Origin of the sequence: Modestobacter italicus, assembly GCF_000306785.1 — a bacterium.
Taxonomy (GTDB): domain Bacteria; phylum Actinomycetota; class Actinomycetes; order Mycobacteriales; family Geodermatophilaceae; genus Modestobacter; species Modestobacter italicus.
In genome coordinates, this window is record NC_017955.1 from 2,985,357 (window position 1) to 3,008,386 (window position 23,030).

Below are 23,030 nucleotides of genomic sequence, written 5' to 3' on the forward strand. Positions count from 1 at the left end.
TCCATGCGCGAGCACCGGTCGAGCGTCCGGGCCCCAGCCCCGGCGCTCACACGGTGAAGCGCTGGACCGCCCGCTGGAGCTGCTCGCTCATCCGCGCCAGCTGTGCTGCCGACCCCTGGGCGTCCGCGACGCGCTCGTTGGTCTGCTGGGTGCCGGCGGCCAGCCCGGAGATCGCCTCGACGATGCTGCGTGAGCTGCCCGCCGCCTCCGCCACGTTGCGGTTCATCTCGTTGGTCGTCGCGGTCTGCTCCTCCACCGCGGCGGCGATGGTGGCCTGGTAGTCGTTGATCCGGCCGATGACGTTGCTGATCTCGCCGATGGCGGCGACCGCGCCGGCGGTGTCGGCCTGGATGGCCTCGACCCGCTGGGAGATGTCCTCGGTGGCCCGCGCGGTCTCCTGCGCCAGCTCCTTGACCTCGCTGGCCACCACGGCGAAGCCCTTGCCGGCCTCGCCGGCGCGGGCGGCCTCGATGGTGGCGTTGAGCGCGAGCAGGTTGGTCTGCTCGGCGATGCCGTTGATCAGCTTGACCACGGTCGCGATCTCCTGCGAGGAGTCCCCCAGCTTGCCGACGGTGCGGGTGGTGTTCTCCGCCACGCTCACCGCCTGACCGGCCACCCGGGAGGCCTCGCTGGCGTTCTGGCTGATCTCCCGGATCGCCGCCTCCATCTGCTGCGAGCCGGTCGCGACGGTGTCCACGCTCGCGGCGACGACCCCGGCCGAGGCGACGACCACGTCGGCCTGACCGGCCGCCGTCCGGGCGCCGGTCGCCATGGCCACCGCGCCCTGGTTGAGCTGCTGCGAGGCGGTGTCCAACTGGACCGCCGAGTCGTGCACCAGGCCGAGCACGGCGGCGAGGGAGTCCAGGGTCTCGTCGAGTGCCGCGGCGACCTCGCCGATCTCCGCTCCCCCGGTCACCCCGACCCGGACCCGCAGGTTCCCGCGGCGGACCTCCTGGAGCACCGCGCGGACCCGCACGACCGGGCGGATGAGCGTGCGGGCCATCAGCACCGCCAGCCCGACCGACGCCAGCAGCGCCGCCAGGACCGCGACGACGGTGACCGTCCGCGCGGAGGTGTACGCGTCGGTGGCAGCCCCGGCCGTCTGCGCCGCAACTCGGGCCTGGGCGTCGGTCGCCGCCCTGAGCGCGTCGGCCACCTCCAGCTCGGTGCGCTGCAGGACGGGCACCACCGTGGCCAGGACGGACTGGTCGCCGACGGCCAGCCCCTGCTGCAGCTGGTCGCTCGCCGCGAGGTAGGTGCCCGCCGACTCGCGGAACGCCTGGAACGCCGACCGCGCGCCGCCTTGCAACGGCGCCGACCCCAGCTGGTCGGTCAGGTCCTCCACGACCGTCCGGGCGGCCCCAGCCCGCTGGGCGGCGTCGGCGATCACGTCGGGCGTCACGTTCGTGAGGCTGATCCGGGTCGTGTAGGACTGGAACTCCCACCACGTCGACTGCAGGGTGAGCAGCTGGCGCAGCGGCACCGCCCCCTCCGAGTAGACGGCGTCGGCCTGGCTGCTCAGCGTGGCCATCCGGGTGACCCCCAGCGCGCCCACACCGACGGTCAGCAGCGCGACCACCCCGAAGGCGGCCAGCAGGCGCCCGCGCAGCCCGATCCCGCGGAACCGGCTTCGTACGCTGTGCGCCGGCGGCACCTCGTCCTGTGCGACGTCCATGTCCGTCCCCTCGACCCGAGGCGCGGCGCGCCCGCTGTCCCCGTGATCGGCCGGTCGACCCGGGACTCGAGGTGAACCGCGTGGCCGCGCAGCGCTTTCCTCAGACCAGAATGTGCAGCTCAGCGGCGGCGTGGGGACCGTCTCCATTCCTGCGTGCGCCACGGCACAGGATCGCTACGCTTACGTAGGTATGTTTATGTATGTATTCTGATGCCGTGAGTCAGCCCTCGTCGCCTGCGGACGGCACCGTCCCGGTGGACGCCCCCGAGGACGACGACATGGTGCGGCTGGGTATCGTCCTCTCCGCCCTCAGCCGGTCGCTGGACCGGCACATGGACCTGGAGTACCCGCACCCGCGGCCTCCGGAGACCCATCTCGCCGTCCTCCGGCTGGTGCGGGCCCAGGACGGCATGACGGTGCGCCAGGTCGCCGACGCCCTGCGCATGCATTCGAGCAACGCCAGCGCGATCGTCTCCGCGCTGGCCGCCGGCGGCCTGCTCCGCCGCGAACCGGACGCCGGGGACCGGCGGGTCGTGCACCTGCACCTGACGGCCGAGGCCCGCACCCGGGTCGACGGGGCCAACGCGCAGGTCGGCAGGTACTTGTCGGCGGCCTTGGCCACGCTCGACGAGGAGTCCGCCGCCGCCGTCACCCGGGCCGTGCCCGGGCTCGTCGCCCTGCGTCGGGCCATCTCCTGAACACCCGGCCGGGGACGTCCGGCCGGGCCACTCCCTGCACGAGGACAGCTGTGCCCGACACGATCATCACCCCTTCCCCCCGCACCCACGCCGCACCCGCGGCCCAAAGCCGGCGGGACAACCCCTGGCTCACCCTGGTCGCGGTCGCCTTCGGCCTGTTCATGGTCGGACTCGACGCCAGCGTCGTCGCCATCGCCAACCCCTACATCGGGCGGGACCTGGACGCCTCCCTCGCCGAGCTGCAGTGGGTGACCAACTCCTACCTGCTGGCCCTGGCCGTGGCGCTCATCCTGGGCGGGAAGCTCGGTGACCGGTTCGGCCGGCGCACCTTCTTCCTGGTCGGCCTGGTCGGTTTCACCCTCACCTCGGTGGCCATCGGGCTGGCCGGCGGCATCGAGGCGGTCATCGCGTTCCGGGCGCTGCAGGGCCTGTTCGGCGCGCTGATGATGCCCAACACCCTCGGACTGCTCCGCGCAGTCTTCCCGCCGAAGAAGTTCGGCATGGCCGTGGGAATCTGGGCCGCGGTCAACTCCGTGGCCACCGCGGCCGGCCCCATCGTCGGCGGCCTGTTGGTCGAGCACGTGAACTGGGAGGCGGTCTTCCTGATCAACGCCCCGGTCGGCGCGGTCGGGCTGGTCGTCGGGCTGCTGGTGCTCCCGCAGAGCAAGGACAGCACCGGGCACCACCGCTTCGACGTCGTCGGCGTGCTGCTGCTGGCCGCCGCGATGGTGGCCATCGTCTACCCCGTCGTGCAGAGCGAGTCGTGGGGCTGGGGCTCCCTGCGGACACTGGGGTTGCTCACCCTGGGCGTCGTCCTGCTGGGCCTGTTCGCGCTGCTGGAGACCCGCGTCGCCCACCCACTGCTGCCGATGCGGCTGTTCCGCAACGCCTCGCTGTCGGTGGGCACCGCGGTCACCGCGATCAACTTCTTCGTCCTGCTCGGCTCGATCTTCTACGTGATGCTCTACCTGCAGAACGTCCGCGGGTACTCCCCGGTCGAGGCGGGCGTGCTCACCCTGCCGCTGAGCCTCACCTCGATGGTGGCCAGTCCGCTGGGCGCCGCGCTCAACGGTCGGTTCGGCCCCCGGCTGGCGATGACGGTCGGGATGCTGCTGCAGGCCGGCGCCTCCTTCGGACTGCTGGCGCTGTCCCCGGACTCCGGCCACCTGTCGATGTGGCCGGCGTTCGTGGCGCTGGGCCTGGGCGTCGGCATGGTCATGGCCGCCTCGTCCGAGGCGATCGTGGGCAACGCCCCGATCCGGGACGGCGGCGTCGCCGGAGGTCTGCAGGCCACCGCCCTGCAGGTGGGCGGGGCGCTGGGCACCGCGGTGCTGATCTCGGTGCTCGGCTCCCGGATCGGCTCCACGCTGCACCAGGAGTACCTGACCGCCGGCGTGCCCGGCGACCTGGCCGACACGCTGGCCGGCGCCGATGGCGCGACCGCGCAGGGCGTGGCCCCGATCGTGGCCGGGGTGCCGGCGGCGGTGCAGCGGGCGGTCGAGCAGGGCGCGGCCGAGGCGTTCCTCTCCGGGGCGCACACCGCCGCGCTCGTCACCGGTGCGCTGTGCCTACTGGGCGCCGCGCTCACCTGGGGGCTGGTGCGACGCGGCACCACCGTCGTCGACGTGCCGGTCGCCCACTGAGCTGATGGTCGGGTGGCCGCCGCACGGCCACCCGACCTCTCACGGATCAGTCGTCGACCTCGTCCCTCACCGTTGTGATCACCGGAGCGGTCATCACCCTGACGCAGGCGGTCCAGGCTCTCGGGAGCGGGATGGTGCTGGAGACGATCGACTCGGCCGCGGACAGGTGACCTTCCACGAGACGAGATCGGAGCACCCGCCGGCCCAGCCGGCCCACGGCTGGGTTCGCTGGTGGAAGAGGTACCGCTCGAGCGGTACCCCTCCACCTCCTCCGACCGCACCGGCCCCACGCGGCTCGACGCCGGCGGGCTGCACCGCGCAGCGGCCCCCTGCGCGAGAGGCGAACGACCCTCCACGCGTAGCCACAGGCGCCGCCGACGGCGGCCGAGCGGGCCAGGAACGACCAGGGAGGCTCACCTGAGCAGTGCTGCGGCGCACTGCTTCAGGAGACACCGCTCGGCGACGGCGGGGGCCCAGTCCTCGTCCTCGACGCGGATGGAGTACACCTTCGGGCCGAGCCGAGACAGCGGACGTCGACCGCCCGCGGCAGGTCGAGCCCGGCGGCGAGCCCGCCCCGGCCGGCGGTGTGGCGCGGGACGACCCGGGCGCTGTTGCCGACCTACGGGCCAACCCATAGCGTCGGGAGGGCCGAGTGAAGCGGGGTGCTGCGTGTTCGAGGCCTTCCAGACCATCGGTCTTCGGGGCGTCACCGTCTTCGCCATCACAGCCATCTTGGACGTGGTTCCGACCCAGGAGCCGTCCCGTTGCTGGAGCATCTGGGCAACCGCGCGCTCCCGGTCCGCATGGTCCTGATCGACCTCGTCGCTGCTTCCGCGCTGATCATCGGCGCCATCAGAGGCCTCCCGCTGACGCCGGGCCACACCGTCGGTCTCCTGCGCTTCTTCCCGACCACCGGAGCCCCGCTTCTGGCCGAGCTGACCAACATCTCGGACAACGACATCGCACCGCAGGCTCTGTGCGCCGGGAGATGGCCGTGAGCGACGTACCGACCATGGGTCAGGAGGACGTGAGCCCTGCAGCGTCCAGCACGCCGCCGGCTCCGGCGGGCCACGGAGGTCGCTCCGCGGACTGGCCGGGGTGGGCGGCCTGCGCGCTGGCGGCCGCCGGGTTCGTCGCCTGCCTCCTGGTCTGGCTCGGCGGTGGCGCGTCGTCGTCCTGGCCCTGGATGCCCTCGCTGGACCTGCACCTGAGCTTCTCCCTGGACGGGCTGGGTGCGCTGTACGCCCTGCTCGCCACCGGCATCGGGGTCCTCGTCTTCGCCTACGGGACCGCCTACCTGCCCCTCCACCTGGCCCATGACCGGCGACCGGCGAGCGAGCGGTGGCGGTTCTGGCCGTGGCTGGCGCTGTTCGCCGTGGCCATGGTGGGCCTGGCGACGGCGCAGGACCTGGTCCTGGTGTTCCTGTTCTTCGACGTGACGGCGATCTGCTCCTACTTCCTCATCGGTTTCGACCGGAATCGACAGGAGGCGCACCGGGCCGCGCTGATGGCGCTGCTGGTGACCGTGGTCAGCGCGGTCGCGCTGCTGATCGCCGCCGTGCTGCTGTACGCGGAGTACGGGACGTTCTCGATCCCGCAGCTGGTCCAGCGGGTCGACAGCGGGACGACGATGACCGTCGCGGCCGCGCTGCTGGCGGTGGCGGGCCTGGCCAAGAGCGCCCAGGTCCCGCTGCACTTCTGGCTGCCCCGGGCGATGGCCGCGCCCACGCCGGTCTCGGCCTACCTGCACTCCGCGGCGATGGTCGCCGCCGGGGTCCTCGTGCTGGGCCGGGTGCACCCGCTGCTGGCCCGCAGCGACGTCGTGCTGACCGGCCTGCTGGTCGTCGGGACGGCGTCCATCGTGGTCGGCGGGGTGCTGGCGCTCGGCCAGGACGTGCTGAAGCAGGTGCTCGCCTACTCGACCATCTCCCAGTACGGGTACGTGGTGGTGCTGTACGGGATCGGGGGTCCGACCGCCAGCGGCGCGGCCGCCTTCTACGTCCTCGCGCACGGCGTTGCCAAGAGCGCGCTGTTCATGACCGCCGGAGCGGTGACGATGGCGACCGGCCAGGACCGGTTGTCCCGTCTGGGGGGCCTGGGACGGCGCTCAACGCTGCTCGCCGCCGCCGCAGCAGTGGCCGCGGCCAACCTCGCCGGCCTGCCCCTGACCGCCGGCTTCTTCAAGGACGAGCTGTTCTTCCAGGCCGCGCACGGTGCCGGGGCGGTGACCACGGTGATCGCCGTGCTCGCCGCGGGCCTGACGCTGGGCTACATCGGCCGGTTCTGGGTGCTGCTGTTCCTCGGCCGTCCGCGTACGGAACCGTCCCCGGTCCCCCGGCTGCTCACCGTGCCGATCACCGTGCTGGCCGTGGTGAGCGTGCTGGCGGGCGTCGTGCCGCGGTTGTTCGCGACGTTGGCCGCCGACGCGGGCAGCGTCAGCAACGCCGCCCCCGTCGACGTCTCCCCCGCCTACCACCTCGACGCCCGGCCGGCCAACCTGATGGCGCTGTCGGCCTGGGTGCTGGGCGCCCTGCTGCTGGCCCTGCCCCGCCTGACGCAGCCGGGGTCGCTGGGGCTGGCCCGAGCCGGCGACCGGTTCGGGCCGCAACGCGGCTACGCCCGGCTGCTGCGCTTCTCGTTCCGGCTGTCCGGAGCGCTGCACGACCGCGAGGTGCGGGACCTGCGCAGCAGCGTGGCGGCGATCCTCGTGCCGGCCGGTCTGCTCATCGCCCTGGCGTTCGCGGTCACCCCGACCGTCGGGGTCTACACGGTGGGCACGGTGGCCGGCACCGGATGGCTCGTGGTGGCGCTGCTGGGTCTGGTCGTCGTCGCCGCGTGGGTGACCGCCCGGTCCGGCGCGCGGCTGGGCATGGTGCTTGCCCTGTCGGTGGTCGGTTTCGCGCTGGCCGGCGTCTACGCACTCGTCAGCGCCCCGGACGTCGCGCTGGTCTCCGTCGTGGTCGAGACGATGCTGACCCTGGTGTTCCTGGCCGCGCTGGCCCGGCTGCCCCGCGAAGCACCCCCGGCCGGCCGTAGCTCCCCCGCCGCCGGGTCCGACGGCCCAGCCGCTGACGACCCCACCGCCGAGGCGGCCCGCCGGGGTCACCGGTGGCGGACCCCGCTGGCCGCCTGGCTGGCCGGCCTGGCCTCCTTCGCCGGCATCTGGGGGTTCCTCTCCGAGCCAGCGGAGACGCCTGGGCTTGCCGAGGAGCTGATCCGCCGGACGCCGGAGGCCCACGGCCAGGACGTCGTCACCGTCACCATCACCGACTTCCGGGGACTGGACACCCTCGCCGAGATCACCGTGCTGCTCATCGCCGTGGCCGGGGTGGCGACGCTGGTGCGGAAGGGGAAGCTGTGGTGAACCCGCACGACGTCGTCCTGCGGGTCGTGGCCCGGCTGCTGCTGGGGCCCAGCGTGGTCGTCGCGATCAGCCTGATCGTCAAGGGCTACACCGACGTCGGTGACGGGTTCGCCGCCGGGGTGGTCGTCGCCCTGGCCATCGCCGTGGTCTACGTCGCGCTCGGGGCGACGGCCGCCGAGCGGGCGCTGCCCTTCCTGCGGTACGCACCGCACCTGATGGTCGCCGGCCTCCTGCTGGACATCGGCACGGGCTTCTTCCCGCTGCTGACCGGGGAGCCCGTCTTCAGCCACCGGCCGGGTCCCGGGGCGCACGTCCACACCTTCGGCGCGCTGGAGCTGTTCACCCCGCTGCTGTTCGACCTCGGCCTCTTCCTGCTCGTCGTCGGCGTCCTGACCGTCCTGCTGCACCAGTTCGCCGGTCTGCGAGGTCTGGCCGGGGATCCTCCCGCCCCTCCGGTGGACGACGAGCCGACCGGGAGACGGCAGCCGTGATCCTCGCCTTCGCCGTCGGGGCCGCGGCCCTGTTCGGATGCGGGGCGTACCTGCTGCTGCACCGTGACCTGTTCCGGGTCATCGGGGGCATCGCGCTGATCTCCCAGGCGGCCACCCTGACCCTGATCGCCTCCGCCCTGACCCGCGGGCAGGCCCCGATCGCACCGGATCCGGACCGGCCGGTCAGCGACCCGGTGCCGCAGGCCCTGGCGCTGACCGCACTGGTGATCGGGCTGGCCACGCTGGCGCTGCTGCTGGCACTGGTCCACCGCCTGGCCGTGGTCCTGCGCACGGCACGGCACGAGGAACTGGCGGCGCTGGAGGCCGAGCACCAGCGCAGTCTGGAACGGGACCGGCAGCGGGACCGGGACGAGGCCACGTGACCCTGCTCGGCACTGTCCTGCTGGTCCCCTGGGCCGCCGGTGTGCTGCTCATCGGCCTGGACGGGCGCCGCCGCTGGCTCGCCTGGTCGGCCGTGGCCGTCCTGGTGGTGGAACTGGTGCTCCTGGTCGTGCTCACCGTCCGGGTGGCCTCCGCCGGGCCGGTGCAGATGGTCACCGGTGGCTGGCCGGCCGGAGTGGGCATCGTGCTGCGCGCCGACGCCCTCGGCGCGGCCTTCGCTGTCGTCTCGTCGGTGGTGCTGCTCGCCGCCGCCATGTACGAGGCGATCCCCGGCCCGCGCGCCCGGACCTTCCCCGGCCTGGTTGTCCTGCTCGGCGCCGGGCTGACCGGGTTGTTCCTCACCGCGGACGTGTTCAACTTCTACGTCTTCTTCGAGGTGGCGATGACCGCCTCCTACGCGCTGGCCGCCTACGGCGGTCGGCCGCGTCAGCTGCGCGCAGCGCTGGTCTTCGCCGCGGTCAACCTGCTCGGGTCGTTCATCTTCCTGCTGTCGGTGGCCGGGACCTACCGGATCACCGGGGCGCTGGCGATGGCCGACGTCGCCGAGGCGGTGGTGGGGACCGGCGCCAACGCCGGACTGCTGGTGGCCACCGGCTTCTTCGTCGCCTTCAGCACCAAGCTCGGCCTCTTCCCCTTCCACTTCTGGCTGCCGACGGTGTACTCCGGCAGCCGGCCGGCGGTCGCCGCCATCCTCAGCGGAGCAGTCGCCAACATCGGCGGGTACGGTCTGATCCGCTTCGGTGCCGGCATGTTCCCCACCCAGCTGCGCACGGGAGCCACTGCCCTGGTCCTGCTCGGTACCGCATCGATCATCTACGGCGGTGTGCTGGCCGTGTCCCGCGGGGACACCGCCGAGCTGCTCGGCTACTCCGCCATCGGGCAGGTCGGCTACATCCTCGTCGCCGTCGGCGTGGGTGGACCGGTCGGACTGGCTGCAGCAGTGTTCTACAGCCTGGTCAACGCGCTGAACAAGGGACTCCTGTTCCTCGCCGCGGGGCTGCGGGGTCCCATGGTCGCCGGCGCGTTCGCAGTGGGCGCGCTCAGCGTGGCCGGTGTCCCGCCGGCGGCGGGGTTCATCGGCAAGCTGGAGCTCTTCCGCACCGCAGTTGCCGCCGGCAGCCCCGCGCTCGTCGTCCTGCTGCTCGTGGGCAGCGCGCTGTCCCTGCTGTACCTGTTCACGAACTACCAGCGGCAGTTCTGGCGCAGCGGACCGGTGGACGGCGCCCCGGTGAGCTCGCTGCCCCGCCGGGCGCTCGTCGCCGTCTTCGCTGTGCTCGTCCTCGCCGTCGGCCTGTGGGCCGAGCCGCTGTGGCAGCTGTCCGAGCAAGCCGCCGACCTGTTCCCCGGGGGAAGCCGATGACCGCCGTCCTGATCCGCGTAACGGCCCTGACCGCCGTCTACCTGCTCGCGCTGACCAGCCTGGCACCGGGCGACATCGTCACCGGGGTGGTGATCGCGACGCTCCTGGTCACCGCCGGGCGGTGGGTCCGGTTCCCGGCCTCCATCCCCTCCCGGTCGCCGGACGTCGCCTGGGGGCGCCGGCTGGCCGGCGTGCCCGCCCTGATCGGCGGCACCGTCGTCGACATGGCCAGGGAGAGCTGGCAGATCGCCGGCCACTGCCTGCGCGGCCGGCTACCGGCACCCGGCCTCGTGACGGTGCCGATCCGGCGGGACGCTCCGGTGTCCGCCGCCGCATGGGGGATCCGCGTCGGGCTGGCGCCGGCCAGCGTCGTGGTCGAGGTCGACGACGCCCGCGGGCAGCTGCTGCTGCACGTGCCCGACGCACGGGACCCCGACGCGGTGCGCCGCGCTCAGCTGCTCTCCTACGAACGCCGCCAGGCCCGGGTCTTCCCGTGAACGGCGTCGTGACGACGGTCGGCCTGGCCTGGGTGACCGGTCTGCTCGTGGCCGGCGGGCTCGTGCTGCTGCGCGCCCGCGACGTCTTCCAGCGCATCGTCGCGCTGGACACGCTCTCCGTGCTGGTGATCTGCCTGCTGGCGCTGCTGTCCTACTCGCGCGACGAGCCCTACTACTTCGACGCCGCGGTCGCTCTCTCGCTGCTCTCCTTCCTCGCCACCGTCGCTGCGGCGCGGTACCTCGGATCTGGGGGGCCGTTCGAGTGATCCCCGTACTGCTGGACCTGGTCGGCGCGGCGCTGCTCGTCGTCGGTCTGGTCCTGATCACCATCAGCCTCTACGGGCTGCTGCGCATGACCGGCACGCACGCCCAGCTGCACGCCCAGGGCCTGGCCACCGGTCCTGGCGTGATGGCCGTCCTGGCGTCCTCGATCGCCACCGAGAACGCTGCGATCATCACCTTCGCCGTCCTCGCGATCGCCTTCATCGCCATCACCTCCCCCACGGCCAGCAACGCCATCGCCCGGGCCGCACACCGCCGCAGCCAGGAGGACGCCACCTGCGCGGACCGGCCGCCGGACCCGTGACCTCCGGACCCGTGACCTCCGGGCCAGCTCGGCCTGGCACGACCGCAGGCTGCTGGCCCCTCACCCACCAAGCCGTGAGCTCGGTCCCGAGCACGGGCAGGGCCGGGACCGCCCGAGCCGGCGTCGCAGCCGTGAGGTCGGCGGGTAGGCGTCGGCGGACATGGCGACGGCATGGCTGTGAACCTGGTCAGACCCTCGTCCCAGCACGTGACCGCCGGCGTGTGTGCAGCGGTCGAGGTCGGCAGCCGACTTCCGTTCACGAACGCCGGCACGTGAGACCGGCAGGCGTGAGCGGTTCACCGTTCCGCGAGCTGACGTGGCGTGCACTCCCGAACCCGATACGCGATCGGACGCCGAGCTCCGCGTGGACGCGGGGTCAGGTGAAGCCGCACCGTCTCGGCCGAGAGCACCATCGCGGCGGGCACCGCCGCACCGAGGTCGTCACGCGGCGAGTAGTCGGCTGCGGACGTCACCGGGTCGAGGGCCGATCCCAGTCGGCGACGGAGAACCGGTGCCCAGGATCTGCAGCCCGGGCCAACGTCTCAGAGCTGGTTGTCCCCGGCTGCACGACGGAGGCCGGCCCGGTAGCCGCAACGCCCGCCGGGTGTGCCGCCGACCGTGGTGCTGCCGTGCTCGTCGTGGGCTCCCGCGGCCGCTCGGCCAGCCGCGAGCTGCTGCTGGGCAGCGTGGTCAGGGCCGTACTGCACACCGCGCACCGGCCGGTCCTGGTGGTTCCCGGACGACGCTGATCGCAGTCCCGGGCAGGACGGCGGGTGACTGTGCACGACCGTCGATGTCGCGCCCGACTTGCTCGACCGGTCACCCATCGGCTCGGGTCGGCCGGACCACCGCCACCGGGCAGGGGGCGAAGGTGATGCAGCGCAGGCTCACCGAGCCCAGCAGCAGGCTCGACCAGCCGGTCCGGCCCCGAGACCCGACCACGAGCAGGTCGGCGGCCCCGGCCCGCTCCGTCAGGATGTCCCAGTCAGCGCCTTCGACGGTTTCCGCGCGAACCTGCACCCCCGGGCCGTTGCCCTGCCACGTGTCCTGCATGCTCTGCCGCAGGGTCGCCTCGGCTCGCTCCCGCAGCCTCGTCCCCGGCACCGCCCAGGAAGGGCCGCCGTAGCCGGAGAGGGTGTCGATCCAGGCGTGCACGACGTGCAGCTGACCGCGACGCAGACGCGCCTCGGCCGTGGCGAAGCGCAGCGCAGCCGCTGAACCCGGCGAGCCGTCGACCCCGACCACCACCCGGCTGGACGCCCCCTGCCAGAGGACGGCGCCGTGCGTGGACTCGTCGTCCCGCACGACGACCACCGGCGCCCGGGCGTACTGGGCACACTGCTGGCTGACCGAGCCCAGCAGGGCACCGCGCAGGGGTCCCCGACCGCGGGAGCCCACCACCAGCAACCCGTCCGGACCAGCGGCGTCGACGAGCTGCTGAGCCGGTTGCCCGTAGCGGATGTCAGGGTGTACCGGAGCGTTCTTGCAACCCTCGGCCCCGGCGACGGCCGCGGCTTCGGCGGCCAACCTGGACCGCACGACGTCCTCGAACTCGGCACCCGTGAACCGGCCGGTCACCGCGTCATGGACCTGCGGTGGTCGAGCCTCCAGCACGACGGTGACCAGACGGACCCTGCGGTCACGCAAGCGCGCTTCCCGCAGCCCCCAGGCCAGTGCCGCTCGGGCGCCGACGGAACCGTCCGCTCCCACCACGACGTCGTGCTGCCTCACCGCCTCGTCCACCGCCCGCTCCCCTTCGGTCGCGCCGGAGCGTGACTCACCGCCCCGCTCCTGCACCCGACCCGGCGGGATCCCGTACGACGGTGACGCATCAACGCCGATCCGTCCGCCGGATCGGACCGTTACCACCCCTCGCGGCGGCCCCGCCGGTGATCGTCGTAGCCCGATCCCGGCCGGTGACGCGCTGCTCGAGTCGCTGGTTGCGACGGCGCCACGCCACCCAGCTCAACGTGGCGACTGTCCCCAACGTCAGCCCGAGCCGGATCGCACCGCTGATGACCAAGACCACGGCTGCCCACAGGGCACCGACCACGACGAAGGGCATCTCCTCCAGGCCAGGATCTGCCCCGGACTCGTGCGCTGCACGGACGTCCGGCGTCCCCGGTCCGTCTCCCCCAATCCGACATCGGCGCTCGATCTCGTGCCACATTGGCTGCTCATGGTCGCTGAGCACTCAGCTCACCTCCGAGGCCGACTCTGCTCGTGGCGCCGGGTGATCCACCACCACGGGCGCCGGTCACGTCGTGCTCGCTGCCCTTGCCGGTCGGCGGCAAGCCGAGGTGTCGGCCGTCCGACCTGCCCCACCGGGAGGGAGGACGCATGACTGGCAGCCATGTACACGGGGCCGATGCCCGGTGTTCCTCACAGTGGCAGGTCGACGGCTGCTTGACCAGGGTCGTGGCGTCAGCGGCGGCCGAGCCCCGTGCCGGGTCCTCGTCGTCGGCCCTCACTGCCTGCCGTCGGTGTCGCGGCCGTCGAGCCAGGTCCGGGCGTCCTGCACCGCCTCGCGCAGTGCGGACCCGAGCACGTTCGTGCCAGGGACTAGGACGACCTCGTTCCCGAGCGCGAGCCGGTCGGCCCGGCGCAGTTTGTCGGCGAGGTCCTCGGTCATGCCGCACAGGTACAGCCGCCCGCCGCGCTCTCCCAACTCGTGCGCGTAGTCGTTGATCTCCTCGATGAAGGTGGCACCGATCTGGCTGTTGCCGCGGATGCGCAGCACGACCGCGGAGTGGTCGGCGGACCCGGCGTCCGGCAGGCGCTCGCGCAGGGTGCGGGCGGCGGCGAAGAACAGCGGGCCGTAGACGTCGAGGACGGTGACGGCACCTGCCGGGAGGGTGTCCGGCGCGTCGCCCACCCGGATCTCCCCGTCGTCCCCCTGGGTGAGCTCGTGCACCTCGGTGGTCTGCGCCGCCTGGTAGATGAACAACGCCAGGGTCATGACCACGCCGGTCGCGACGGCTGCGGGGATCGACAGCAGCAGCGTGGCGAGGAAGGTGACGACCACGGCCCAGCGCGCCGTGCCGCCGACGGACCAGGCGGAGCGCATCGCGGAGAACCGGATCGCGGAGAACCCGGCGACCATCATGATCGCCGCGAGCACGGGCATCGGCACCTGCCCGACCAGCTCGGCCGCGACCAGGATGACCAGCAGCATGAAGACGCCGTGGAACACGCCCGCGAGCCGGCTCCTGGCGCCGACCTGGACGTTGAGCGCGCTCTGGCTGACCGACGCACCGGTGGGCATACCGGAGAAGAAGCTGGCCGCTGCGTTGCCCGCTCCTTGGCCGAGCATGTCCCGGGAGGTGTCGGCGCGGGAGCCATCCGGGTTGGGCACGCTCTGGCTGACCCCGGCGCCCTGCACGGCGATGACCACGGCCACGGCGAAGGCGGAGACGACCAGGTCGACGCTGAGGAGCCCGAGGTCGGGCAGGGCGAACGGCGGCAGTCCCGAGGGGATCTCGCTCACGTCGTTGACGATCTGCACGTCCCCCGGCTGCCACAGGTACGCGATGACGCTGGGCACCAGGAGCGCCACCAGGGAGGAGATGTTGGACAGCCTGGTCCTGCCCAGGCCGATCATGAGCGCGAGGGCGATCCCGCCGATCACGACCGATCGCCAGCTGAACTCGCCGACGTGCAGCAGCAGGTCGACGAACGATCCCAGGCTCGTGCTGCCCCCCGTCTCGTACCCGGCGAACTGCGCGGACTGGTCCATGACGAGCACCGCGGCGACGCCGGAGAGGAACGCGGTCATCACCGGGTAGGAGATGTACCGCACCAGGGTCCCCGCCCGCAGGAGGCCGAACGCCACCAGGAAGAGCCCGGCGATCAGCACCAGCAGGAACAGCGCCGGGCCGCGCTGCTGCGCCGGGTACCCGGAGACGGCCTGGCCGGCCGCCAGCGCGGAGGCGCCCGTGGTGGCGATCTGCATCAGCTGGGAGCTGGCCAGCAGGCCGCCGACCGGCGGCGACACCACCGTGGCGTAGAGCCCGTACACCGGGTTGACGCCCGCCAGGGCAGCGGTCGCCATGCCCGAGGGGACGCTGACGACGGCATTCACCGCCCCGGCCAGAGCGTCGCCGGGCAGGCTCTTGAGCCGGCTGCTGCTCCCTCCCGTCCGCGGCTCGCCGTTCTCGTCGTCCATGCCGCACTCCTCACCCAGGTCCGCAGCTGGCGTCCCCAGACTGGACCTGCACGAGCCACTCCGCTCCTGCGCGCCGTTCGGCACCCGGACGGCGCCGAACGCCCCAAGCCGTGTTGCCGATCCACAGACCTGCCCCTAGCTTCAGGACAACCCACTGGAGCGGGGTGCCGCGTGTTCGAGGCCTTCCAGACCATCGGTTCCTGGGGTGTCACCGTCTTCGTCGTCACGTCCATGTTGAACGTCGGCCTGACGCAGAAGCCGTCTCGGCTCCTGGACCACCTGGGCAACCGCGCCTTCCTGGTCCGCATGCTGGTGATCAACCTCGTGGTCGTCCCGGCGCTGATGATCGCGGCCACCAGCGTCGTCGCGCTGGAGCCGGTCTACGCCGCGGGGCTCCTGCTCTTCTCGTTGGCCGCCGGGGCTCCGTTCCTGATCAAGCTGGCGAGCACCTCGGAGAACGACATCGCCCTGGCTGCCACCGTGCTGCTGGTGCTGATGGTGGCCACGGTGGTGGTTCTGCCGGTCGCGCTGCCGCTGGTCATCGAGGGGCTGAGCGTGGACACCGGAACGGTCGTCGGCAGCCTGCTGCGGCAGATGATCCTGCCGCTCGCCATCGGCATGGTCGCCCTGCAGTTCGCCGAGGACGTCGTGGCCGTCGCCCAGCCCTGGGTCGCGAGGATCTCCAACGTCGCCCTGTACGTGCTCATCGTCGCGATCATCATCGGCTACCTGCCCAGCATGACCGACCCCGACCTGTGGAAGGCCATCGCCGTCGGCACGGTCGTGCTGCTGCTCGCGCTGTTCCTGGGCTACATGATGGGCGACGGCCACGACCACCTGCAGGACGTGGGCGGCCTGGCCACCGCCCAGCGGGGCACCGCCGCGGCCATGATCGTCGCCCAGGCGAACTTCTCCGACGCCCGGGTCCTGGTGGTCATCACGCTGGTCAACACCCTCGGCATCGTGCTGCTGATCGCCGCTGCCAAGGTCATGAGCAGCGACAACGGCTTCTCCGTCCTGACACCGACCGCCGCCGCCGACCCACCTCACCGCCGACCCGAGAGGCAGAGCGCATGACCGCGGACACCGCAGGAGCACCGGAGCGACGCCCCAACATCCTGGTGCTGTGCATGGACCAGTGGGACGTGCACATGGACCTGCCCCCGGGCGTGGACCTGCCGGCCCTCCAGCGACTCGTCGGGGCCGGGGTGACCCTGGACAACCAGTACTGCACGGTGCCGCAGTGCACCCCGTCCCGCGCCACGATGTGGACCGGCCAGCACGCCAAGGACGTCGGCCTGTGGGACAACACCAACTTCGCCTGGACCGACGTGCTGGACGAGGGGATCCCCACGATCGGCACGATGCTGCGGGAGCAGGGCTACTACACCGCCTTCAAGGGCAAGTGGCACCTGTCCCACCCCGAGCGCTCGTCGGAGGCGCTGGAGGGCTACGGGTTCTCCGACTACCAGGCCTGGGGCGACAACTGGGGCGCCCCGCTGCACGGTGCGCAGCTCGACGGCACCGTCGCCTTCGAGACCGTCGACTGGTTGCGCCACAAGCGCCCGCAGGACAAGCCCTGGTTCCTCGTCTCCTCCATGGTCAACCCGCACGACATCATGTTCCTGCGCGCCGGGCGGGACGAGCAGGCGCACGCCAACGGGGCGGTGGCCGCACTGACCCACCCGGCCCAGGACCTCGGCTTCATGCGCGAGTACGACATCGAGCTTCCCGGCAACTTCTCCGACGACCTCGACGCGCAGCCGTTCGGGGTGCGCTCCTACAAGCGCAACGTCGAGTGGAACTACGGCTGCATCCCCGAAGGTCGCGAGGACCTGTGGAAGGCCCGCCGCAACTACCTGATCAACTGCCTGCGGATGGTCGACCAGGAGTTCAGGAAGATCCTCGACGAGCTGGACCGGCAGGACCTGTGGCGCGACACCGTGGTGGTGTTCACCTCCGACCACGGCGAGATGAACGGTGCCCACCGGATGACCCAGAAGGGGGCGATCCCGTTCCAGGAGGCCTCGGTCGTCAACATGACCGTGGTCTCACCGACCGGGCCCGGTGGTGTCCACTCCGACGCCGTGGGATCCCACCTCGACCTGGCCACGACCTTCCTGTCCTGGGCCGGTCTCGGAGCCGACGAGATCCGCGAGCGCTACCCGGTGCTCCGCGGTCGGGACCTGCGGCCGGTGTTCGAGGGCCCTGACCGAGTGGATCCGCCGCGCGGCTCGACCTCGATGCCCGGTGACGGCGCACTGGTCAACTGGGACGGTCTGAACATGCTGGACCCGGAGTGGGCCATCCAGGGCGCGCTCGGTGAGCTGGCCCAGCTGGGCGACGGTCCGGACAAGACGCTCGAGGACTGCCGGCGGGCCGGGAGCACCTACGGGGCGCCGGACATGGACAAGCGCACGTTCTTCCGCGCGGTCTCCGACGGACGGCACAAGCTGGTGCGGTGGTTCTCCCCCACTCAGTACGAGACCCCCCGGACGGTCGAGGACCTGCATGCGACCTCCGACGTGGCCCTGTACGACCTGGTCGACGACCCCGGGGAGACCCACAACATCGGGGATCCGTCCCGCCCCGACTACGACGAGAAGCTGGTCGGGTCGATGCTGGACAAGCTCGTCCACCTCATCGACACCGAGCTCGGCGAGGACGAGTGCCCCTTCGACCTGGACCTGTTCGGGACCCGGGAGGTGCGCTACCGGCTGGCGGACGTCGAGGCCGGCGCCCCGGCCGGTGCACAGCCGGCCGAACCCGGCCCCGCGACCCAGGCACAGCGGAAGACGACGTCCTGAGCCCAGGTCGCACCCGGGGGCTGTCCCGCCGGTCCTTCTCCCTGCGCACCGCCCGCCAGGACCTCCAGGCGGGGCTGGTCAACGCCGTCGTGTCCGTGCCCGATGGTCTGGCCGCCGCCGCGCTCGCCGGCGTCAACCCCGTCTACGGGCTGTACACCTCCGCGACCGCACCGGTGGTCGGTTCCGCACTGGCCAGCTCGCAGCTGGTGCAGATCGCGACGACCTCGGCCTCGGCGCTGGCCGCCGGCCAGGCCGTCGCCGCCTACCCCACCGCAGAGCGCGACGACGCGATGTTCCTGCTCGTGGTGCTCAGCGGGGTGTTCCTGGCCCTGTTCGGGGTCCTGCGGCTGGGGCGCCTGGTGCGCTACGTCTCCCACGCGGTGATGACCGGGTTCCTGTTCGGGGTCTCGGCGGTGCTGGTGCTGGACCAGCTCGCGCCGCTGGTCGGGTACGCGCCGCAGGGGCCCAACGAGGTGGTCCAGTTCGTCGACCTGCTCACCGGCATCGGCGGGTGGAACTGGACGGCGGTCGCCGTCGGCTGCACCGCGCTGGCGATCATGGCGGCGCTGGCGCGGACCCGGCTGGCCACCCTGTCCTCGCTTATCGCCCTCGTGGTCCCGGCCCTCGTCGTGTGGGTGTTCTCCCTGGACGTCGAGCGGGTCGTGGACGTCAGCCCCATCCCGCGCGGGCTGCCCGCCCTCAGCCTGCCCGACCTGTCGCTGATCAGCGCGGACCTCCTCCTGGCCGCCGCCGCGCTGGCCGCGGTGGTCGCCGTCCAGGGCGCCGGGGTGTCCCAGAGCGTGGAGAACCCCGACGGCTCGGCGGTGTCCACCTCGGGCGACATGCTCGCCCAGGGGGCGGCGAACGTCGCCGCGGGCCTGTTCTCCGGCATCCCCGCGGGCGGCTCGGTGGGGCAGACCGCGCTCAACGTGTCGGTGGGCGCGCGCAGCCGGTGGGCCGGCATCTCCGGCGGGGTCTGGATGCTGGTGATCATCGTCGCCCTGCCGGGGGTCATCGGTCAGGTGCCGATGACCGTCCTCGGAGCGCTGATGATCGTCGCGGGCGCGGGGGCGATCAAGCCGCGTGAAGCCCTGTCGATCTGGCGCACAAGCACCGGCGCTCGGGCGTCGATCCTGGTCACCTTCGTCGCCACGCTGCTGGTCTCGGTGCCGGTGGCCGTGGCCGTCGGCGTCGGCCTCAGCGCGCTGTGGTTCCTGGTGACCTCCAGCGCGGACGTGCGGGTGCGCCGGTTGGTCCCCGACGGGCGTGGCGGCTTCACCGAGACGGACCCGCCCGAGGTCGTCCCCTCCGGTGAGGTCGTGGTGCTGGACGTGCACGGCTCGCTGTTCTTCGCCGGAGCCCGCACCCTGGCCGATGCCCTGCCCGCACCGGCCGGCGGGGCCCCGGTGGTCGTGCTGCGCCTGCGCGGGCACAGCTCGGTGGGCGCGACCCTGGTCGCCGTCCTCGCCAACTACGCCGAGTCGCTGGAGGACGCCGGGGGCCACCTGTACCTGTCCGGTCTCGACCGCGACGTCGCCGAGCAGCTGCGCCGGGCCGGCAAGCTGGACATCGGGGACTCGGTGCACCTGGCCGAGGCCACCAACGTCCTCGGCGCCTCCACCTACCGGGCACTCGCACACGGGGAGGAGTGGCTGCGGGCCATGAGCCGTCCGGACGGCGCGGGCGGCCCGGCCGCGACCGCGCGGGTGCGTGCCCCGCAGAGCGCGGTGCTGCCCGAGGGGGCGCTACGCGCCCCGCGGCACCGGACCCCGCGGCCGGGTCGCGGCGTCACCCGGACACCGTGACCGGCACGTCCGGGGCGGTCCGCTCGCTCGAGCGCAGGACGCAGCGGAAACCGAGGTGGCCGGTGGAGGTGTCCACCGGCTCACCCTGGCGCGCCGCCGGGCGGTACCGCAGGCAGTAGTTCGGCGCGCACAGGTGCGACCCGCCCTTGACGACCCGGCGGGCCACGGCGGCGTCCGGCAGACCCGTGGTCCAGGTCTGGTCGGCTGTGTGCACGCGCGGGTTGCGCGGGATGCAGCACGCCGATGGTGCGTCACCGGAGTGGCGGGGCGCGTACAGGTCGCTGGTCCACTCCCAGACGTTGCCGGCCGTGTCGTGCAGCCCGTAGCCGTTGGGAGGGAAGGCACCGACCGGGGAGGTACGCTTGTACCCGTCGGTTCCCAGGTCCTCCCACGGGAACTCCCCCTGCCAGGTATTCGCCATCAGCCGGCCTCCGGGAGCGAACTCGTCGCCCCAGGTGTAGACGGCGCCCGCCAACCCACCGCGGGCGGCGAACTCCCACTCCGCCTCGGTGGGCAGGTCCTTGCCGGCCCACCGCGCGTACGCCTCGGCGTCCTCGTGGGCCACGTGCACCACCGGATGGTCCCCTCGCCCGTCCACGGTGCTGCCCGGCCCCTCGGGGTGCCGCCAGGACGCCCCCGGCACGTAGGTCCACCACGCCCGGGGGTCCCGCAGCGGGACCGGGCGGGCCGGCGGGGTGAAGACCAGGGATCCCGCCACCAGCACGGCCGGGTCCACGCCCGGGTAGGCGGCCGGGTCCGGGCGGCGCTCGGCCACGGTCAGGTACCCGGTGTCCGCCACGAACCGGGCGAAGGCGGTGGCGGTGACCGGGTGCCGGTCCATCCAGAAGCCGTCGACGGCCACCCGGTGGACCGGGCGCTCCTCGGGGTAGAAGTCCGCCGAGCCCATCGCGAACGTCCCGCCGGGAACCCACCTCAGGTCATGCGTGCTCATCGGGCTCCTCGCCGTTACGAGCCGTCCGGGTCAGGACCGGGGCAGGACGGTCAGGACCCGCACGACGTGGTCCCGGAACTCGCTCATGTAGTCCCGGAGGAACGTCGTCGTGGACTCGTCGGTGACCTCTCCGTCGTCGTGGAAGAGCTCCGGCGAGTACGTGATGTAGGCCTCGGGGGCGGTCATCTGCCGGGCGTTGCAGTAGCTGAGCACAGCGCGGAGGCTCTGCTGCCCGACCGCGGTGCCGATCTGGCCGGGCGATGCGCCGATGACGCCGGCCGGGACGTGGTCGAAGGAGTTCTGCCCCCAGGGGCGCGAGGCCCAGTCGATGGCGTTCTTCAGGGGACCGGGTATGGAGCGGTTGTACTCCGGCATCAGGAACAGCACGGCATCCGACCGCGCGATCGCCTCCTTCAGCGTCCTGGCCTCGGGCGGGTAGTCGGCGTCGTGGTCGGGGTTGTAGAGCGGCAGGTCGCCGATCGGGATCTCGGTGAACCGCAGCTCCTCGGGAGCGAGGCGGATCAGCGCGCGGGACAGGACCCGGTTGATCGAGGTGGAGGAGAGGCTCCCCACGAAGTAGCCCACCTCGTAGGTCCTCGTCGGCTGGGACATCGTGGTCCTCCCTGGCTGCCGGGTCCGGCCCGGTCCTGGCCGAGCTGAGTGGGCGGTGTGTCCCTGCTCGGACACCGGAGCTCAGCACTCATCCTGCCGGAACGGGAACAGGATCGACAGGGTCGACGCGGTCCTCCGCGCCACCCCGCACGTCGACCTGTCGATCTCCAGGCAGTGGTGGACCCGCTCGATGGGCGCGGTCGGCTCCAGTGCCGACAACGCGCTGGCCGAGTCGCTCGACGCCACCCGCCAGCGAGAGACCCTCGGCGGCGCCGCGGCGTCGCCTCGACCCGACCAGGACCGTGCTCGCTGCGTCAGCCGAGAAGAGCCGTTCACTCGTCCCCGAGAGCCGGCACCTGTCCCCCGGGCGGGCGCTGGCCAGCCGCTGTCATGCCGACTGCACCGGACGCCGCCACGCTCACCGCCGGGCGGCACGCCGATGTCGCGCTTCATCGTTCGGACCCCGGCCGTCGCGCCCCTCGATCCGATGTCGGTGTCCCCGGATCCGGTGTGGTGGCGTCCGTCGTCGACCGCGCGTCGTGCTCGTCGGTGTCGGCGCGTTCTGCCTCGCCGTCGTCACCGCTGCTGACCGGGTCGGCGTCCTCGCCGAGGATGCCGGCGATGGTCTCGGCGGAGGGCTGCGAGAAGCCCAGCAGCCGGGTGGCGAGGTAGCCGCCGGCCAGCGCGACGACCATGACCCCGATCCCCCACACCAGGTTGGCGCCGCCCTCGGGCGGGACGAAGGCGGGCAGAGCGGCGATCCCCGACGGTAGGAACCCGTAGACCCGGAAGCCGCTGAGCCCCGCGACCAGGCCGCCGGCCAGACCGCCGAGGCAGGTGGCGACCAGTGGCTTGCCCAACGGCACGGCGATGCCGTAGAGGCTGGGCTGGGACACGCCCAGCAGCGCGGTCAGCGCCGCGGAGCCGCAGTAGCCCTTGTAGGCCTTGTTCTTCGTCTTCTGCATCACCGCCAGGCTCATCCCGCACAGCGAGAGGTTCACGGCGAGGAAGCCCGGACCGTAGACGGTGTTGTAGCCCTGTGCGGCGACTGCGGACAGAGCCAGCGGGAAGAGGGTGAACGACGCGCCCACCGAGATGAGCAGCGCCCCGAAGGCGCCGATGAGCGTGGGCACCAGCCAGGGCCCGACGCCGGAGAGCCACTCGACGACCGCCCCGAGCAGCGTGCCGACGAGGTTGCCGGCCGGACCGAGCACCAGCAGGCTCAGCACGCCGACGACCAGCATCACCAGCGGCGGGACGAGGACGGTGTGCAGGATCGGCGGGAGCTTCCGCCGGGCGAACCGCCCGACCATCGCCTGCACCCAGACGATGAGGATGACCGGCACCACGCTGGAGGTGTACTGGGTGTGCGTGATCGGGATGCCGAGGAAGTCGACGGGATCGGGCGACGCCATGATCGCGGTCGTGTTCGGGTGCAGCAGCAGCGCGGTGATGCCGATGGCGCCGTAGGGGTTGGTGTCGAAGGCCCGCGCCGAGGACACCGCCAGCAGGAACGGCAGGAAGAAGAAGACCGCGCTGCCGATGGTGTTGAGCACGTGGTACTCGGTGCTCTGCTCGTCCAGCACACCGACGCTGGTCGCGATCGTCAGCAGCCCCTGGATGATGCCGGCCCCGATCAGCGGCGGCAGGATCGGGGTGAAGATCTCGGTCATCACCGAGCCGAACTGCTTGGACCGGGAAGGCCGGTCCACGTCGGCCTGCGTAGCGCCGCCCCCGGCACCGTCCGCCGCCGTGTCGTCCTTGCCCGGACCAGTGGTCACGTCGTTCTCCCTGTCTGCGACGAACATCTGCTCACCACGGCCGAGGGCCCGGTGGACGTGGTCGAGAAGGTGCCGAGAGGAAGCGCAGGACGCCGAACCCGCTTTGGCGTCCTGCGCTTCTCCCTACCCGGTCACTGAGCACCTGCACCTGCACCTGCTCCGTCTCGGCGGGCGCGTAGCGGTTCGCGGGCC

The 23,030-nt window shown here is 72.4% G+C and carries 20 protein-coding genes; 14 read left to right on the forward strand and 6 right to left on the reverse strand.

Annotation, left to right across the window (positions count from 1 at the left end; translation table 11 throughout):
- Positions 1-46 precede the first annotated feature (46 nt).
- Positions 47-1,675: a methyl-accepting chemotaxis protein gene (locus MODMU_RS14365; protein WP_014741015.1), complete on the reverse strand. Its 1,629-nt coding sequence runs from the start codon at positions 1,673-1,675 to the stop codon at positions 47-49.
- A 215-nt stretch (positions 1,676-1,890) separates the two neighbouring features.
- Between MODMU_RS14365 and MODMU_RS14370 the strand changes: the two genes are divergently transcribed.
- From MODMU_RS14370 to MODMU_RS30340, 11 genes are all read left to right on the forward strand, one after another.
- A complete protein-coding gene (locus MODMU_RS14370; protein ID WP_014741016.1) occupies positions 1,891-2,373 on the forward strand; it encodes a MarR family winged helix-turn-helix transcriptional regulator in 483 nt (160 codons plus the stop codon).
- Between the two features lie 50 nt (positions 2,374-2,423).
- Positions 2,424-4,016 carry an MFS transporter gene (locus MODMU_RS14375; protein WP_014741017.1) on the forward strand — a complete coding sequence of 531 codons (1,593 nt, stop codon included), beginning with the start codon at positions 2,424-2,426 and terminating at the stop codon, positions 4,014-4,016.
- A 764-nt stretch (positions 4,017-4,780) separates the two neighbouring features.
- Positions 4,781-5,014 (forward strand): hypothetical protein, encoded by a 234-nt coding sequence (locus tag MODMU_RS14380; RefSeq protein WP_041795289.1) that lies wholly within the window; start codon positions 4,781-4,783, stop codon positions 5,012-5,014.
- The gene (gene mbhE / locus MODMU_RS14385; protein WP_430699153.1) at positions 5,005-7,380 is read left to right on the forward strand and encodes a hydrogen gas-evolving membrane-bound hydrogenase subunit E; all 2,376 of its coding nucleotides are present in this window, start codon (positions 5,005-5,007) and stop codon (positions 7,378-7,380) included. Before MODMU_RS14380 ends, mbhE begins: the two co-directional genes overlap by 10 nt.
- Positions 7,374-7,871: an MnhB domain-containing protein gene (locus MODMU_RS14390; protein ID WP_166503496.1), complete on the forward strand. Its 498-nt coding sequence runs from the start codon at positions 7,374-7,376 to the stop codon at positions 7,869-7,871. Before mbhE ends, MODMU_RS14390 begins: the two co-directional genes overlap by 7 nt.
- Entirely contained in the window at positions 7,868-8,254 is a 387-nt protein-coding gene (locus MODMU_RS14395) for a sodium:proton antiporter (RefSeq protein ID WP_014741021.1), read from the forward strand. Before MODMU_RS14390 ends, MODMU_RS14395 begins: the two co-directional genes overlap by 4 nt.
- A complete protein-coding gene (locus MODMU_RS14400; protein WP_014741022.1) occupies positions 8,251-9,633 on the forward strand; it encodes a complex I subunit 5 family protein in 1,383 nt (460 codons plus the stop codon). Before MODMU_RS14395 ends, MODMU_RS14400 begins: the two co-directional genes overlap by 4 nt.
- The gene (locus MODMU_RS14405; protein WP_014741023.1) at positions 9,630-10,130 is read left to right on the forward strand and encodes a Na+/H+ antiporter subunit E; all 501 of its coding nucleotides are present in this window, start codon (positions 9,630-9,632) and stop codon (positions 10,128-10,130) included. The genes MODMU_RS14400 and MODMU_RS14405 overlap by 4 nt, the downstream gene beginning before the upstream one ends.
- The gene (locus tag MODMU_RS14410) at positions 10,127-10,396 is read left to right on the forward strand and encodes an MrpF/PhaF family protein (protein WP_014741024.1); all 270 of its coding nucleotides are present in this window, start codon (positions 10,127-10,129) and stop codon (positions 10,394-10,396) included. Before MODMU_RS14405 ends, MODMU_RS14410 begins: the two co-directional genes overlap by 4 nt.
- Complete coding sequence (locus MODMU_RS14415) at positions 10,393-10,716, forward strand: cation:proton antiporter (RefSeq protein WP_014741025.1); 324 nt, start codon at positions 10,393-10,395, stop codon at positions 10,714-10,716. Before MODMU_RS14410 ends, MODMU_RS14415 begins: the two co-directional genes overlap by 4 nt.
- Positions 10,717-11,096: 380 nt before the next feature.
- Entirely contained in the window at positions 11,097-11,465 is a 369-nt protein-coding gene (locus MODMU_RS30340) for a universal stress protein (protein WP_430699193.1), read from the forward strand.
- Between the two features lie 70 nt (positions 11,466-11,535).
- On the opposite strand, the gene MODMU_RS27090 is transcribed toward MODMU_RS30340, so the two are convergent.
- Both MODMU_RS27090 and MODMU_RS14430 read right to left on the reverse strand, forming a co-directional pair.
- Positions 11,536-12,585 carry a universal stress protein gene (locus MODMU_RS27090; RefSeq protein WP_083869760.1) on the reverse strand — a complete coding sequence of 350 codons (1,050 nt, stop codon included), beginning with the start codon at positions 12,583-12,585 and terminating at the stop codon, positions 11,536-11,538.
- A gap of 598 nt (positions 12,586-13,183) precedes the next feature.
- Entirely contained in the window at positions 13,184-14,881 is a 1,698-nt protein-coding gene (locus tag MODMU_RS14430; RefSeq protein ID WP_014741029.1) for a SulP family inorganic anion transporter, read from the reverse strand.
- Positions 14,882-15,052: 171 nt separating this feature from the next.
- On the opposite strand from MODMU_RS14430, the gene MODMU_RS14435 reads away from it, so the two are divergent.
- The 3 genes from MODMU_RS14435 to MODMU_RS14445 all read left to right on the forward strand — a co-directional run bounded on the left by MODMU_RS14435 (position 15,053) and on the right by MODMU_RS14445 (position 19,493).
- On the forward strand, positions 15,053-15,958 hold the full coding sequence (locus MODMU_RS14435) for a bile acid:sodium symporter family protein (RefSeq protein WP_014741030.1): 906 nt from the start codon (positions 15,053-15,055) through the stop codon (positions 15,956-15,958).
- Positions 15,955-17,688, forward strand: coding sequence for a sulfatase-like hydrolase/transferase (locus MODMU_RS14440; protein WP_014741031.1), 1,734 nt, complete (start codon positions 15,955-15,957; stop codon positions 17,686-17,688). The genes MODMU_RS14435 and MODMU_RS14440 overlap by 4 nt, the downstream gene beginning before the upstream one ends.
- A gap of 95 nt (positions 17,689-17,783) precedes the next feature.
- Positions 17,784-19,493 (forward strand): SulP family inorganic anion transporter, encoded by a 1,710-nt coding sequence (locus MODMU_RS14445; RefSeq protein WP_197537331.1) that lies wholly within the window; start codon positions 17,784-17,786, stop codon positions 19,491-19,493.
- Here the strand turns inward: MODMU_RS14445 and MODMU_RS14450 are convergent.
- From MODMU_RS14450 to MODMU_RS14460, 3 genes are all read right to left on the reverse strand, one after another.
- Positions 19,477-20,445: a formylglycine-generating enzyme family protein gene (locus MODMU_RS14450; RefSeq protein ID WP_041795292.1), complete on the reverse strand. Its 969-nt coding sequence runs from the start codon at positions 20,443-20,445 to the stop codon at positions 19,477-19,479. The genes MODMU_RS14445 and MODMU_RS14450 overlap by 17 nt on opposite strands.
- A gap of 30 nt (positions 20,446-20,475) precedes the next feature.
- Positions 20,476-21,057: an NADPH-dependent FMN reductase gene (locus MODMU_RS14455; protein WP_014741034.1), complete on the reverse strand. Its 582-nt coding sequence runs from the start codon at positions 21,055-21,057 to the stop codon at positions 20,476-20,478.
- 449 nt (positions 21,058-21,506) lie between these two features.
- The gene (locus MODMU_RS14460; protein ID WP_014741035.1) at positions 21,507-22,838 is read right to left on the reverse strand and encodes a PTS transporter subunit EIIC; all 1,332 of its coding nucleotides are present in this window, start codon (positions 22,836-22,838) and stop codon (positions 21,507-21,509) included.
- Positions 22,839-23,030 lie beyond the last annotated feature (192 nt).